The following is a 14,461-nucleotide window of genomic DNA, read 5'->3' on the forward strand; positions in this document are numbered from 1 at the left end:
CTCAGCGGCAGGCTTGGCCGGGCGCGAATGCGCAGCAGTCGTCGCTCCCGGCGGCGACTTTGCGTACTTCAGCGTCCGCAGGACGCTTCGTCGAGCCGCTTCATGCCGAGCTTGACCATGAGGCTCTCGGCCGGGCAGAAGCGGGTGAAGCCGCTCTGCAGGAGGTTGGCGCCGACGAAGGTGGTCAACCACAGGAAGTGCCCGGAAAAGAAAAGCGGGCTGGCTTCGACACCCAGCGCGAGCGAGATGAGGATGAAGCTGCCGGCCATGATGCGCACGGCGCGATCGGTGGTCATGTCTGATTCTCCTTTCTGAAGGCTGCGTAGTACAACACCGGGATCACCACCAGCGTGAGCAGGGTGGAGACGAAAATGCCGAAGATCAGGCTGATCGCCAGCCCGTTGAAGATCGGGTCGTCGAGGATAAACATCGCGCCGAGCATCGCTGCCAGCCCGGTCAACGCGATCGGTTTGGCGCGCACCGCGGCGGACTGGACGATGGCTTCGCGTAGCTCCATTCCCTCGCCTATCTGCTGACGGATGAAATCGACCAGCAGGATCGAGTTGCGGACGATGATCCCAGCCAGGGCGATCATGCCAATCATCGACGTGGCAGTGTATTGGCTGCCGAGCAAGGCGTGCCCCGGCATGACGCCAATGATGGTCAGGGGGATCGGCGCCATGATGATCAGTGGCACCAGGTAGCTCTTGAAGTGCGCGACGACCAGCAGGTAGATCAGGATCAGGCCGACGCCGTAGGCGATGCCCATGTCGCGGAAAGTCTCGTAGGTCACCTGCCACTCGCCGTCCCATTTGATGCTGTACGAGGCGTCCGGCGCGGTCGGCTGCGTGATGAACCACTCGTCGAGCGTGCCGGCGGCGTGATCTACGCCGTCCAGCGCGCGCCCGACGATCTCGCTGCGCGCGGCGAACATGCCGTAGAGCGGCGAATCGAGCTTGCCGCCCATGTCGGCAACGACGTAGACCACTGGCAGCAGGTTCTTGTGGTAGATCGCCTGCTCGCGACCCAGCTCGCGCACTTCGACGAGTTCGGAAACCGGCACCAGCTGCCCGTCGCGCGAGCGCACGCGCAGCTTGAGCAGCGCGTCGAGCGAGCTCCGCTGCTCGGCCGGCAGCGTCAGACGAACCGGGATTTCGTACTTCGAACCGGTATTGTGCACCGGCGTGACGTCGTTGCCGGCGATGGCCATGCGGGTGACCTCGACGATGTCGCTTTGCGCGACGCCGAGCAGCGCAGCCTTGTTCTGCAGAACGTGCAGGACACTGCGCTGGCCGCCGGCATTGACCGAGTCGTCGATGGCCACCAGATCCGGCGTCGCTTCGAGGACCTTGCGCACTTCCTTGGCCACCGCCCTCTGCCCACGGTAGTCCGGACCATAGACCTCGGCGACGATCGGCGAAAGCACCGGCGGCCCCGGCGGCACTTCGACGACCTTGGCGTTGCCGCCGGCGCGCTTGCCGATCGCTTCGATCGCCTCGCGCACCGAGATGGCGATCTCGTGACTCTTGCGTGCGCGCTGCTGGTGGTCGACCAGGTTGACCTGCAGGTCGCCGAGTTCGGGTGCGGCGCGCAGATAGTATTGACGCACCAGCCCATTGAAGTTGATCGGGCTGGCGGTGCCGGCGTAGGCCTGGTAGTTGCTCACTTCCGGCACCTTGCCGATGGCGGCGCCGAGCTCGTGCAACACGCGCGCTGTTTCCTCGAGCGGCGTGCCCACCGGCATGTCGAGCACCACCTGAAATTCGCTCTTGTTGTCGAAGGGCAACATCTTCAGCACGACCAGCTGCACCGCTGCCAGGGCCACCGAACCGACGATCAGCAACACGATCGCGAGGAGCAGCCAGCGGCGCGCCGCACCGCCTTTCCGAACATCGAGAAACGGCGTCAGCAGGCGGCGAAACAGGCGATCGAGCCGACCTTGGCTCCGCGACTCGCCCGTTCCCCCGTGCGACCCGTCGCCAGCGTCCGCGTCCGCGTGCGCAGTCTTTGCCAGCAGCCGGGCAGCCAGCCACGGCGTGACGACAAAGGCGACGGCCAGCGAAATGAACATGCCGAGCGACGAGTTGATCGGGATCGGGCTCATGTACGGCCCCATCAGGCCGGTGACGAAAGCCATCGGCAACAGCGCGGCGATGACCGTGAAAGTGGCGAGTATCGTCGGGCCGCCGACCTCGTCGACGGCCAGCGGGATGATGTCGAGCAGCGGCTTGCCCGGCTGCAGCGCCTGCCAGCGATGAATGTTCTCGACGACGACGATGGCGTCATCGACGAGAATGCCGATCGAGAAGATCAGTGCGAAGAGCGAAACGCGGTTGAGCGTGAATCCCCAGGCCCAGGAGGCAAAGAGCGTCGCGGCGAGGGTCAGGCTGACCGCAACACCGACGATCAGCGCTTCGCGTCGGCCGAGGGCGAAGAAGACCAGCACAACCACGAAAGCGGTGGCGAAGACCAGCTTGCCGATCAGCTTCTGGGCCTTGTCGGTTGCCGTCTGGCCGTAATTGCGCGTCGTCGTGACCTCGATGCCAGCCGGGATCAGGGTGCCCTTGAGTGATTCGGCGCGGGCAATGACCGCGCTGGCAACGTCGGCGGCATTGACTCCGGGCTTCTTCGAGACCTGTACCGTGACCGCCGGAAACTCGCCGTCGCGATTGCCGAACCAGACGTACCGGCGCGGCTGATCAGGACCGTCCTCGACGTCGGCGACGTCGCTGATGAAAACCGGCTTGCGCTCGCCAGCGCTGCCACGAACGGCGACGACCAGTTGCCTGACGTCGGCGGCCGATTCGAGATAGCTGCCCGTCTCGACGAGGACTTCGCGGTTGCCGGCGACCAGGTTTCCCGACGTCTGGCGGGCATTACCGAGACGCAAGGCGGCAGCAATATCCTGTGCCGTCACCGCAAAGGCGTTCATGCGCTCGCTGTCCATCGACACGCGCAGAACATGATCCGGGCCGCCAAGCGTGGACACGTCGCGTGTTCCCTTGACCCGCTTGAAGTCGACTTCGGCGGCGCGCGCCACCTGCTGCAGCTCGAAAGCCGAGCGCGCAGGATCGGCGGTCCAGAAGGTCAGCGAGACGATCGGCACGTCGTCGATGCCGCGCGGCTTGACCACCGGTTCGAGGACTCCGAGATTCGGCGATAGCCAGTCGCGATTGGAATGTACGCTGTCGTACAGACGCACGACGGCATCGTTGTACTTGACGCCAACTTCGAACTGCACGGTGACCACCGCCATTCCCGGCTGCGACATCGAGTACACGTGTTCGACGCCGGACATGCGCGACAGGACCTGTTCGGCCGGCGTGGCGACCAGATTCTCGACATCCTGTACCGACGCGCCGGGAAAAGCGATGAACACGTCGGCCATGGTGACGTCGATCTGCGGCTCCTCCTCACGCGGCGTCACCAGGGTGGCGAAGATGCCCATCAGCAGAGCAACCAACGCGAGCAAGGGCGTCATCTGCGAGCTGACGAAGTAGCGCGCAATGCGGCCGGAGACACCCATCGTGCTACTCACCCGGCCGCTTCGCCGACTTCAGCACAATGGCCGCCTTCACCGGGTCGAGCACGACGCGCTCGCCAGCGTGCAGACCGGCGAGGACTTCGATCTCGCCCGCGCCGACGGCTTCACCGAGACGCAGCTGGCGCAAGGACAGGCTGCCGTCCGCATGGTGGACATAAACCGCAGCCACCGCGCCGCGGCGCACGACTGAGGCCTGCGGCACGGTGAGCTTGGTCGCCTGGCCGATGACGAAGTGCACCCGTGCGTGCATGCCGGGGACGATATCGACGAGATCGTTGCCAGCAGCGGGCAGGCCGACACGCACCACCGAGACATGCGTCGCCGCATCAGCGGTAGGCAGCACGGTGACGCTGCTGGCGTCCACCCACCTGCCAAGTTCGGGGAATTCGACTCGCGCCTGCTTTATCGCGCGCATCTGCGCCAGCCGATACTGCGGCACGCTGGCGGCGACGCGAAGGCCGCTCGGGTCGTGGATGATCAAGAGCGGCCTTCCCGGCGCTGCCATCTCGCCGAGCTCGGTCAGCCGCGCCGCGACGACTCCGGAGATCGGGGCCCGTACGGTCGCGTGTCCGGCAGCCACTGCGCTTTGCCCGCGCGCCGCCTGCGCGGTCTCCAGTTCGGCTCTTGCCTTATCCACCGCCGCCTGGCTGACGAAGCCTTGCTGGCGCAGGCTCAGGGTGCGCTCGTAGTGAGCGCGCGCATTGCCATACACGGCTGCCGCGGCAGCGGCGGCCTCGTTGGCCTCGCGCGCGTCGATCCTCATCAGGAGATCGCCTTTGCGGACCACCTGCCCGGCGTCGACCAGCACTTCGACGACGCGACCGGAGACCTGCGCCGCCAGCGTCGCCTGAGTGACCGCCTCGACCAAGGCCTCGGCGGGCAACGTCACTTCAACCGCATGCGGCTCGACTACGACCGACGGCAGCGCTTCTGCGTGCACGGCAAGGGAAACGGCGGCGGCCACACTGGCCAGCAGTCCATGCCACCAGAAAATGCGGGGTGCGGGGTCGTTCATCATGTCCATAAGCATATACTGATATAGATTCGCGGACAAGGCCTGTGTCGCCTGGAGAGCATTCAGCTTCGTTCCCCCTTGACGTTTGCCTGCCTTCAATGAGACAAAGTGCTGTTCTGTCCACCCGGCTGCCACCATGAAACCTGCCTATTTCGTTCTGCTCTCGGCCTTGTTCGCCGCCGGCTGTTCACAGGTCCCAACGACATCGCACACGAGCAGCGCCGCCGCCGCTAGCGGAGTGCATCAACCGGAAGGGACCTCCGCGCCGACCGTGCAGCCCGGCTGGAGCGGGCAGTACTTCGCGATTGCCGCCGCCCATCCGCTGGCCAGTGACGCTGGGCTGGAGATCCTGCAGGCCGGCGGCTCGGCAGTCGATGCGGCAATTGCCGCGCAGATGGTCCTGACACTGGTCGAACCGCAGTCGAGCGGCATTGGCGGCGGCGCTTTCCTGATGCACTACGATGGTCGGGAAATCACCGCTTTCGATGGCCGTGAGACGGCGCCAGCAGGGGTCAGCGAAACGCTGTTCACCCGCGCCGACGGCAAACCGATGGCCTTTCGCGAGGCGGTGGTCGGCGGCCGCGCGGTCGGCGTTCCGGGTACCGTGCGGATGCTTGAAATGGCGCACGCCGAGTACGGGCGGCTACCCTGGTCACGTCTCTTCGCGCCGGCGATAGCGCTCGCCGAGGATGGCTTCCCGCTCAGCCTTCGCCTGTACACCCTGCTCAGAAGCGAGCGCGACCTGCGCAAGGATCCCAAGGCAGGGCCGTATTTCTATGACCGGGATGGCGAGCCGCACGCAGTGGGTACGATCCTGCGCAATAACGAACTGGCGGCGGTCCTGCGCAGGATCGCCAGCGAAGGCTCGAAGGCGTTCTACGAAGGCGAGGTCGCACAGGCGGTTGTCGACCGGGTGCGCCAGCACCCGGATAACCCGGGCTACCTGAGCCTGGCCGACATGGCCGGCTACCAGGCAAAGCGGCGCGCGCCGCTGTGCTCCATCTACGAACCGCGGGCAGTGTTGCCACCGCGCAGTTACCGCATATGTGGCTTCCCTCCACCGAGTTCGGGAGAGATCGCGATCGCCCAGATTCTGGGAATTCTCGACCGCACACGCGCCCCGTTCCTGCGCTTCGAAGATCCTCTGTGGATGCACTATTACACGGAGGCGGCACGCCTGGCGTTCGCCGATCGCGCCCAGTATATTGCCGACCCGGACTTCGTTGCCGCCCCGGCAGGCAGTTGGGCGTCGCTGATCCGGCCGGACTACCTGGCCGAAAGGGCGCGGCTGATCGGTCCGCAGAGCATGGGGGTCGCCAAGGCGGGCACCCCGACGCCGCTCAAGGCGACACTTGCACCGATGCCGGAGCAGGTCGAGTACGGCACTTCACATATCAGCGTCGTGGACGCCTATGGCAACGCCGTGGCGATGACCAGCAGCATCGAGGACGCCTTTGGCGCGCGCCAGATGGTGCGCGGCTTCCTGCTCAACAACGAACTCACCGACTTTTCCTTCCTGCCCAGCGACAGCAGCGGCACGCCGATCGCCAACCGCGTCGAGCCCGGCAAACGGCCACGCTCGTCGATGAGCCCGACACTGGTATTCGACAACGCCAGCGGCGAGCTGCTGATGAGCGGTGGGTCGCCGGGTGGAGCGATGATCATCAACTACACCGCCAAGCTGCTTTACGCGACGCTCAACTGGGGCCTGACGCCCCAGGAAGCGATCAACCTGCCCAACTTTGGTTCGCTGAACGGCCCGACCCTGCTCGAGGAGCAGCGTTTTGCACCCGACTTTGTCACCGCCCTGCAGGCCAGAGGCCACACGGTCCGGGAGGTCGGATTGAGCAGTGGCCTGCAGGCGATTCAGAAACGGCGCGGCGCTTTCCTCGGCGGCGCCGATCCGCGCCGTGACGGCCGGGTGATGGGCGAGTAGGGAGGGTGAGCGTCCTGCTTCTCGCACGCTGCTGCCGGGAAGGTCGGCAAACCCTCTACACTCCAGCATGCCTGCTGTTGATCGCAGCCGCCCTCGCCGGCTGCGCGACCGAGGGCGGCTACGAATCGCGACCAGCCCCCGTGCCACGCGAAGCGCAACCCTCGCCGGCGCCCTCCCCAGGCAAGCTACCGACGACGCCCGCGCCGGACGCACCGTTGGCGCTGCCCCAGCGGGCACCGTACCCTGGCAACCGCGAAGGCCAGGCGCGGGTCGACCGCCTGCTGCCTCGGCAGATCGCTGATCGCGCCGGCTGGGCGACGGATATCTTCGCCGCTTTTGCAGCGCTGCGCATTCCGCCAACCCCCGAGAATCTCTGTGCAGCGGTGTCGGTCATCGCGCAGGAATCGAGCTTCCAGGCCGATCCTGCGGTTCCCGGCCTGGCACGCATCGTCTGGAAGGAACTCGAACGGCGGCGCGAGAAATACGCCATCCCGCAACTCGTACTCGACCTCGCGGTGCGCAAGTCATCACCGGACGGCAGCACTTACAAGGCGCGCATCGACGCCCTGCGCACCGAAAAGCAGATGAACACCCTTTACGACGACATGATCTCGGAGCTTCCCGGCGGCAAGACCCTGTTCGCCGGCTACAACCCGGTGCGCACCGGGGGCCCGATGCAGGTCAGCGTCGACTTTGCAGAGGAGCACCTTCGGAACCGGCCCTACCCCTACCCACGCCAGGGCAGCGTCCGGGACGAGGTGTTCAGCCGCCGCGGCGGCGTCTATTTCGGGGTAGCCATCCTGCTCGACTACCCGACCAGTTACAGCCAGATGATCTACCGCTTTGCCGACTTCAACGCCGGCCGCTACAGCAGCCGTAACGCTGCCTTCCAGAACGCCGCCGCCGGCCTTGGCGGGCAGCGGCTGGAACTCGACGGCGACCTCTTGCGCTACAAGGATGGCAAGCCCGCCGGCGAATCCAGCGACTCCCTGCGCGCGCTACTCGCTTTGGGGCCCCGCCTGCAACTCAGCGCGGCCGAGATCGAGCGCGATCTCAAACTCGAGAAAAGCTTCGCCTTTGAGCAGTCAACGCTCTATCGCCGCTTGTTCACGACTGCCGACGCGACGCGCCAGGAAAACTGGCCGCGCGAATTGCTCCCCCGCATCGAACTGAAAAGTCCGAAGATCACCCGCCAGCTGACCACCGAGTGGTTCGCGAGGCGGGTCGACGACCGCTACCGAAGCTGTCTCGAGCGAAGCAAGGACGAGAGCTGACTCAAGCCGCCAAGCGGCCACGCGCGGCGCGGCTCACTTCGGCAGGCAAGCTCCCGGCCGGGAAGCAAGCCACCCCATGCACACCGGGAGCGATGACTCAGAACTTGATCAGTTTTCCGAGTTCGCGGATGAAGCCCTTTGGCTCGGCGTCGTCCGGGTAGCGAAAGACGAGGAAACCCCGCCGGTCTACGAGATTTATCTTGCGCGCGTCGGCTCCCCCGAGAAGCGCGAGGACCTTCTCATCGCTGGCCTTGACGAGCACCAGATCCGGGTGTGCCGCGAGCAGCTCGGTCGCCGGTGCGGTGCCATCGGTAATCAGCCACAGCCGTTCCAGGCGCGCCATGTTTCGCCCCTGCGCCGTCCGCGCCTGGCGGGTCAGGTAGAGCGTGTGTTGGCAACGTTCATCGCAGGCGCCAGGGGCCGCGAAAATCGCCAGCCACCTGCCGCTGACTTCAGGATGCTCGATGACCGCGCCGTCCCAGCGCTGCAGCATCTCAAAAGGCAGCTGCACCGGCTCTGCCAGCGGCTGACCGACCATCGCCGCAGCCTCGGGGGGCGAAACGAAGCGAAAGTACAGGGCGGCGAGAAGAGGCAACACACATACCGCAACGACGGCGAGCAGCGTCAATCGACCCTTGCGCTGCCGGGCGCGCATGCCGGCGGGGGTGAGGGTGGGAGGGGTAGCGCCTTCGAGCGGCCCTATCGTCTGTTGCGGTGTTTTCATTTGTTCTGCCATGCAAGGAAGCCGTAGGCAACGGCCATGAGAGCGAAAACCAGCCACATGGCCGCGTAGCCATAGTGTTTCGTCCCGGGATTATCCGCACTGCCCCAGTCACGGGCCAGGCCATCGCCTTCTCCGCCCGTCTGCAGGAGGATCACCGGCAGTGCGTCGAGACCGCTGCGCTGACGGTAATCGGCTTCGCGCACGTGTTGCCAGAGTGGCCCTTCGGGCTCGCTTCGCTGGAGCTCGAAAATCCGCGTCTCGAAGCCGCGGGTCACCCCGACGACTTCGACCTCGCCGGCCGGCGTCACCACGGACGGACTATCGGAGCGCAGCCGCGGCGCGGCTATCCAGCCGCGATTGACGAGCACGACGGTGTCGCTACCCGACAACTGCAAGGGCGTCAGGACATGGTAGCCCGGTCGGCTACGATTGATCTTGTTGTCCAGAAACAGCACCTTGTCCGCCAGCCAATGGCCGCGCGCCGTCGCTGCTCTATCGATCAGCTCGTCGCCGTGTCGCTGCCCCGCCGACAAGGCGATTGGCGCCGCGATCAGCGCGGCCTGCTCGCGTTCGAAGCGCTCACCACGGGTTTCCGCGCGCCAGAGCTGGAAGCGCGCCATGGCCAGGCAGGCGAGAACCACCAGGCTGACCAGCAGCAGGCGTACGATACGACGCTTGAACGGGAAAATCGGCATTGGAGAACGCTTGGCCCAGCCCGGGGTCCTATGAGGTCGCTAGTCCGGTAGACTGCGAGCTTTCTGGAGGAAATGCGATGCACATCATCGTTGCGCTGATGCTGATTACGATAGTCGCCAGTCTTGGCAGTGCCCTGGTGTTCATCTATCGCGACCAGGGCCAGGGAAAGACCCGCGCCGTGAAGGCGCTCTCGCTGCGCGTCGGCCTGTCGTTTATGCTGTTTGCGCTGCTCATCGCCTCGCAGCGATTTGGCTGGATTGGCGAGCGCCTGATGTGACTTGCGGGTGCAGCGGCGCACCCTGTGTGCGCCGCGATCCCTGCAATCGGCAATCCCGCTTCTACAGCCAGTAGATGACGATGAACAGACCGAGCCAGACGACGTCGACGAAGTGCCAGTACCAGGCAACCCCCTCGAAGGCGAAATGACGCTCGGCAGTGAAGTGGCCCTTCAGTACTCGGAACAGAATCACCGTCAGCATCGTCACTCCGAGAGTGACGTGGAAACCGTGGAAGCCGGTAAGCATGAAGAAGGTCGACCCGTAAACGCCGGTGGTCATCTTCAGGTTCATGTGGCCGTAGGCTTCGGCGTACTCGAAGACCTGCAAGCCAAGAAAGAGCACACCCAGCGCGATGGTCAGCACCAGCCCGATAATCAGCTGCGAGCGCTTCTCGGCAACCAGCCCCCAGTGCGCCCAGGTCAGCGTGGCACCGGAAGTCAGCAACAGCAGCGTATTGATCGCCGGAATTCCCCAGGCGTGCATCTTCGAAAAGGGATCGGTCGCCGCGGGTCCCGCACTTGGCCACGAATTCTGGAACCCTTCCCACAGCGCGGCCTGCGCCGGACTGGCCAGGTCGGGAATCGACAGTACGCGAATATAGAAAAGGGCACCAAAAAAGGCGACGAAAAACATCACCTCGGAAAAAATGAACCAGGACATTGCCCAGCGAAACGAACGATCGACCTGCAGGTTGTAACGCTGGCCCTCGGACTCGCCGATCACCCGCCCAAACCAGCCGAAGAGCATGGTCGTCAGGACGGCAAAGCCCGCCAGCACGACGAAACCGCCGTTGGCCACCGAATTCATCATCAGCACGGCGCCGCTAGCCAGCAGGAGCAATGCGCACGAGCCCACCAGCGGCCAGTACGACGGCTGGGGAACAAAATAGCGGCTTGCGGATGCGGGGTGACTCATCTTGACTTCCTCCAGATCATATTATCGTTGTTACCCGGTTACTTCGTTGATGCGTCCGATCACTGACGGCTGATGTAAATTGCGACGCTCACCAGCACGAGCACAAAGATCAGCATGAAAACCAATGCGGTGATCAAAATCTGCAACGGCGACAAGGGTGCTACGTCGTGCTCGTGCGGCTTGTGTCCGCGTACGCCCAGAAGAGCCCAGGCAACCGTGCGGATGGTACTGAAGCGTTGGCCTTTCCCCGTCGGGGTATCGCGTAGCGCCATCGCTCACTTCCGGCTTTCCACCGGCACCTCGAAAAACGTATATGAAAGCGTGACCGTATTGACCTCTTCGGGCAGCCTGGTATCCAGGAAGAAGACGACCGGCATTTCACGCACTTCGCGCGGCGCAAAAGTCTGCTGCTTGAAGCAAAAGCAATCCAGCTTCTTCACGTAGTTACCCGCATACTGCGGCCCGTAACTGGGGACCGCCTGACCGACCACCGTGCGGTCAAGCGTGTTCTCGACCCGATAAACCACGTGCATGATGTCGCCGGTCTTGGCAGACAGGACGGTCGTCTCGGGGCGGAAAAGCAAGGCTCCGTCATGGCTGTTGGCATCGAACTGCAGCGTGATCGGACGACCCGGAATCGCCGATGCGGCGACTTCCTGCGCGCGATCGATGTCATACAGCCCGGTCCACTCACAGAAAGCCCGGTACAGGCCCGGCTGCACCGACACGAAGAGCAGGCTCCCAACCACTATCGCCAGCAGGATCAGCGCCAGGCGCAGGTTCTTCCCGGAGCGCGCCGGCGACTGGGCAGTCGCCGACGCTGGCGGGTGCAACGCAGGGTTCACGTGTTGCCCATCCACTGGCGGATGATGTAGCTCAGAAACACGGCGGCCGCGAACAGAGCCAGACCGATCGCGATGCGCCGGTTGCCCTGATTACGTGACGGGTCACTCGTCATCCGTGCGCCTCGGCCTGGTCAAAATGCGGCGGATCTTCAAAGGTGTGGTAAGGCGCCGGCGAGGGCACCGTCCATTCCAGCCCGTGCGCCCCATCCCAGGGCCGACTCGCGGCACGAGCGCCGCCCCTGACTGTCTGGACGACGATCACCAGGACCAGCAACTGGCTGAAGCCGAAGCCGAAGGCGCCGATGCCGGAAATGACGTTGAAGTCGGCAAACTGCTGCGCATAGTCCGGAATCCGTCGCGGCATCCCGGCCAGGCCGAGAAAGTGCTGCGGGAAGAAGGCGATGTTGAAGAAGATCATCGACAGCCAGAAGTGCCACTTGCCGAGGGTTTCGTTGTACATGTGGCCGGTCCACTTCGGTAGCCAGAAGTACAGGCCGGCGTAGGCGGAGAAGAGCGCGCCTGCGACCATCACGTAGTGGAAGTGGGCGACGACGTAATAGGTGTCCTGCAACTGGATGTCCACCGCGGTCATTGCCAGCACCAGTCCGGTCAGGCCGCCGATGGTGAACAACACCAGGAAACCGAGGGCAAACAGCATTGGCGTCTCAAAGGTCAGCGAGCCTCGCCACATGGTGGTGACCCAGTTGAACACCTTCACCCCGGTCGGCACCGCGATCAGCATCGTCGCGTACATGAAGTACAGCTGGCCGGTGAGCGGGATGCCGGTGACGTACATGTGGTGCGCCCAGACGAAGAACGAAATCAGTCCGATCGCAGCAATCGCGTAGACCATCGAGACGTAGCCGAACAGCGGCTTGCGCGAGAAAGCCGGAATCACATGCGAAACGACGCCAAAGGCCGGCAAGGCGATGATGTACACCTCCGGGTGGCCAAAGAACCAGAAGATATGCTGAAAGAGCACCGGATCACCGCCACCGGCAGCGCTGAAGAAGCTGGTGCCGAAGTGGCGGTCGGTCAGCAGCATGGTCACCGCGCCGGCCAAGATGGGCATCGAGGCGATGAGCAGAAAGGCCGTGACCAGCCAGGTCCAGCAGAACAGGGGCATCTTCATCAGCGTCATGCCGGGAGTGCGCATGTTGAGGATGGTGGTGACGATGTTGATCGAACCCATGATCGACGACATGCCGAGGATGTGCACCGCAAAAATGGCCATGTCCATGCCCATGCCCATCTGGATCGACAGGGGCGGGTACAGGGTCCAGCCGGTACCGGCGGCGCCGCCGGGAACGAAGATCGACGCGGTCAACAGAATCGCGGCCGGCGGCAACAACCAGAAACTCCAGTTGTTCATCCGTGCGAAGGCCATGTCCGAAGCCCCGATCATCATCGGGATCATCCAGTTGGCGAAGCCGACGAAGGCCGGCATGATCGCACCGAAGACCATGATCAGCGCGTGCAGCGTGAGCATCTGGTTGTAGAACTCGGGCGACACGTACTGCAGCCCCGGCGTGAACAGCTCGGCGCGGATGATCAGCGACATCGCGCCGCCAACGAGGAACATCACGAAACTGAACCACAGGTACATTGAACCGATGTCCTTGTGGTTGGTCGTGGTCACCCAGCGCTTCCAACCCGTCGGGTGCCCGTGGCTATCGTGGTCGTGGTGGCCGGCGTAACCGGTGTGTGACGTGGCTTGCATAATCAGATTCTCCTGATGGCCTGTGGCGCGATTACTTGCCGCGAAGCGCCTTGACTTCGGCGGGCTGGATGACTTCACCGAGCTTGTTGCTCCATGCGTTGCGCTCGTAAGCGACAACGGCGGCGATATCGGTGTCGCTCAACTGTTCTCCAAAGGCGGCCATGGCGGTACCAGCCTTGCCCTTGAGAACCATCTCGACATGCGCCGCTCGTGGCCCCTTGGCAACTGCCGAGCCGTCGAGCGCCGGGAACGCCGGCGGCAATCCCTCGCCGGTCGCCTGGTGACAGGCGGCACAGTTGGTGGTGTAAACCTTCTCACCAAGGGCAAGCTGTTCGTCAAGCGTCCAGACCTTGTTCGGATCCTCGGCAACCGCAACCATCTGCTGCTTCTGCTCACCAGCCCAGGCCGCGTACTTTTCCGCGGAAACGACCTCGACGACCACCGGCATGAAGCCGTGGTCCTTGCCGCAAAGCTCGGAACATTGACCGCGGTAGGTGCCTTCCTTGTCGGCTCGGAACCAGGTGTCGCGCAGGAAGCCCGGCACGGCGTCGGTCTTGACGGCGAACGCCGGCACCGACCAGTTGTGAATCACGTCGTTGGCCGTCGTCAGAATGCGCACCTTCTTGCCGACCGGCACCACCAGCGGGCGATCGACTTCCAGCAGATAGTGCTCGCCCTTGGGGGCCTTGTTCTCAATCTGCTCGCGCGGCGTCGACAGCACGCTCATGTACTTGACGCCGGCGGCGTCACCAGTGAGGTATTCGTAGCCCCATTTCCACTGATAGCCAGTGACCTTGACCGTCAGATCGGGCTCCGAGGTGTCGCGCATGTCGACCAGGGCCGATGTCGCCGGAAAGGCTATCGCCACCAGGATCAGCGCCGGCACGATCGTCCACGCCAGTTCGACGGTGGTGTTGTCGTGGAAAGTTGCCGCCTTGTGACCCTTCGACTTGCGGTGATAAACGAGCGAGTAGGCAACGACTGCAAAAACGCCGACAAAAATGACGACGATCACCCACAACAAAAGACTGTGCAGCTCGTAGACGCGGCGCGCGACAGCGGTGGCTGGTTCCTGCAGATTAAGCTCCCAGGCTGCGTTCGCCGCGCCGCTGAACAAGCCGAGCAATGCGGCAAAGAAGCGTCCGCTAGAACCGCTTCGTAGACGATTGCTGTTTGAGTTTCGTGCCATCTTCTCCCTTTCCCCGCAAGGTACCGCGCCTGCCGTGCGGCAGAACATCGGCGCCAGCCCCTGACGTTCTCGAAAACGTGCCAAAAAGAGCCCGCGCGGGCTCCGTTCCAGTTTTTCACCAACCGCGGAGGTTAACACACTCCACTTGATGTGGATCAATGTTCAAGCGAAAAAAATGCCGGGGCCAGTCACGAAGCCTTAGTCGCCACGGCCCGTGACGCACCCCAAGACTGGCCCCCGGTTCGACCGGAAGCCCCCGCCGAGGGCCACCCGGCGAATGCGCGGAATGCCCAGGCGCAGCCGCCGCGAGGCGGCGCAACGCCAA

General features: G+C 64.1%; 14 protein-coding genes. 3 read left to right on the forward strand and 11 right to left on the reverse strand.

Annotation, left to right across the window (positions count from 1 at the left end):
- Positions 1-68: 68 nt before the first annotated feature.
- Genes QZ613_RS18220 through QZ613_RS18230 form a run of 3 tightly spaced genes read right to left on the reverse strand, consistent with a single transcriptional unit; the run spans position 69 to position 4,598 of the window.
- Complete coding sequence (locus QZ613_RS18220; protein ID WP_291983459.1) at positions 69-296, reverse strand: DUF2892 domain-containing protein; 228 nt, start codon at positions 294-296, stop codon at positions 69-71.
- Positions 293-3,526 (reverse strand): efflux RND transporter permease subunit, encoded by a 3,234-nt coding sequence (locus QZ613_RS18225; protein WP_043562646.1) that lies wholly within the window; start codon positions 3,524-3,526, stop codon positions 293-295. Before QZ613_RS18225 ends, QZ613_RS18220 begins: the two co-directional genes overlap by 4 nt.
- A gap of 4 nt (positions 3,527-3,530) precedes the next feature.
- Positions 3,531-4,598 (reverse strand): efflux RND transporter periplasmic adaptor subunit, encoded by a 1,068-nt coding sequence (locus QZ613_RS18230; RefSeq protein WP_291868068.1) that lies wholly within the window; start codon positions 4,596-4,598, stop codon positions 3,531-3,533.
- A gap of 97 nt (positions 4,599-4,695) precedes the next feature.
- Between QZ613_RS18230 and ggt the strand changes: the two genes are divergently transcribed.
- Complete coding sequence (gene ggt, locus QZ613_RS18235) at positions 4,696-6,495, forward strand: gamma-glutamyltransferase (RefSeq protein WP_291983461.1); 1,800 nt, start codon at positions 4,696-4,698, stop codon at positions 6,493-6,495.
- Positions 6,496-6,572: 77 nt separating this feature from the next.
- A complete protein-coding gene (locus tag QZ613_RS18240) occupies positions 6,573-7,769 on the forward strand; it encodes a DUF1615 domain-containing protein (protein WP_291983463.1) in 1,197 nt (398 codons plus the stop codon).
- Between the two features lie 97 nt (positions 7,770-7,866).
- On the opposite strand, the gene QZ613_RS18245 is transcribed toward QZ613_RS18240, so the two are convergent.
- On the reverse strand, positions 7,867-8,493 hold the full coding sequence (locus tag QZ613_RS18245) for a hypothetical protein (RefSeq protein ID WP_043562778.1): 627 nt from the start codon (positions 8,491-8,493) through the stop codon (positions 7,867-7,869).
- Positions 8,490-9,188: an SURF1 family protein gene (locus tag QZ613_RS18250; RefSeq protein WP_291868060.1), complete on the reverse strand. Its 699-nt coding sequence runs from the start codon at positions 9,186-9,188 to the stop codon at positions 8,490-8,492. Before QZ613_RS18250 ends, QZ613_RS18245 begins: the two co-directional genes overlap by 4 nt.
- A 77-nt stretch (positions 9,189-9,265) precedes the next feature.
- Between QZ613_RS18250 and QZ613_RS18255 the strand changes: the two genes are divergently transcribed.
- Positions 9,266-9,466, forward strand: coding sequence for a twin transmembrane helix small protein (locus QZ613_RS18255; protein ID WP_291868057.1), 201 nt, complete (start codon positions 9,266-9,268; stop codon positions 9,464-9,466).
- A 61-nt stretch (positions 9,467-9,527) separates the two neighbouring features.
- Here the strand turns inward: QZ613_RS18255 and QZ613_RS18260 are convergent, their stop codons facing one another.
- Genes QZ613_RS18260 through coxB form a run of 6 tightly spaced genes read right to left on the reverse strand, consistent with a single transcriptional unit; the run spans position 9,528 to position 14,136 of the window.
- Entirely contained in the window at positions 9,528-10,382 is an 855-nt protein-coding gene (locus QZ613_RS18260) for a cytochrome c oxidase subunit 3 (protein ID WP_043562640.1), read from the reverse strand.
- A 59-nt stretch (positions 10,383-10,441) separates the two neighbouring features.
- On the reverse strand, positions 10,442-10,654 hold the full coding sequence (locus QZ613_RS18265) for a DUF2970 domain-containing protein (protein WP_043562638.1): 213 nt from the start codon (positions 10,652-10,654) through the stop codon (positions 10,442-10,444).
- Between the two features lie 3 nt (positions 10,655-10,657).
- Positions 10,658-11,227 carry a cytochrome c oxidase assembly protein gene (locus QZ613_RS18270; protein ID WP_291868053.1) on the reverse strand — a complete coding sequence of 190 codons (570 nt, stop codon included), beginning with the start codon at positions 11,225-11,227 and terminating at the stop codon, positions 10,658-10,660.
- Positions 11,224-11,340, reverse strand: coding sequence for a cytochrome oxidase small assembly protein (locus tag QZ613_RS18275; RefSeq protein ID WP_291868050.1), 117 nt, complete (start codon positions 11,338-11,340; stop codon positions 11,224-11,226). Before QZ613_RS18275 ends, QZ613_RS18270 begins: the two co-directional genes overlap by 4 nt.
- A complete protein-coding gene (ctaD, locus tag QZ613_RS18280; RefSeq protein WP_043562636.1) occupies positions 11,337-12,947 on the reverse strand; it encodes a cytochrome c oxidase subunit I in 1,611 nt (536 codons plus the stop codon). Before ctaD ends, QZ613_RS18275 begins: the two co-directional genes overlap by 4 nt.
- A gap of 31 nt (positions 12,948-12,978) precedes the next feature.
- A complete protein-coding gene (coxB, locus tag QZ613_RS18285) occupies positions 12,979-14,136 on the reverse strand; it encodes a cytochrome c oxidase subunit II (protein ID WP_291868045.1) in 1,158 nt (385 codons plus the stop codon).
- Positions 14,137-14,461: the final 325 nt, after the last annotated feature.

It is taken from the genome of Candidatus Accumulibacter sp. ACC005 (assembly GCF_907163215.1).
GTDB classification, from domain to species: domain Bacteria; phylum Pseudomonadota; class Gammaproteobacteria; order Burkholderiales; family Rhodocyclaceae; genus Accumulibacter; species Accumulibacter regalis.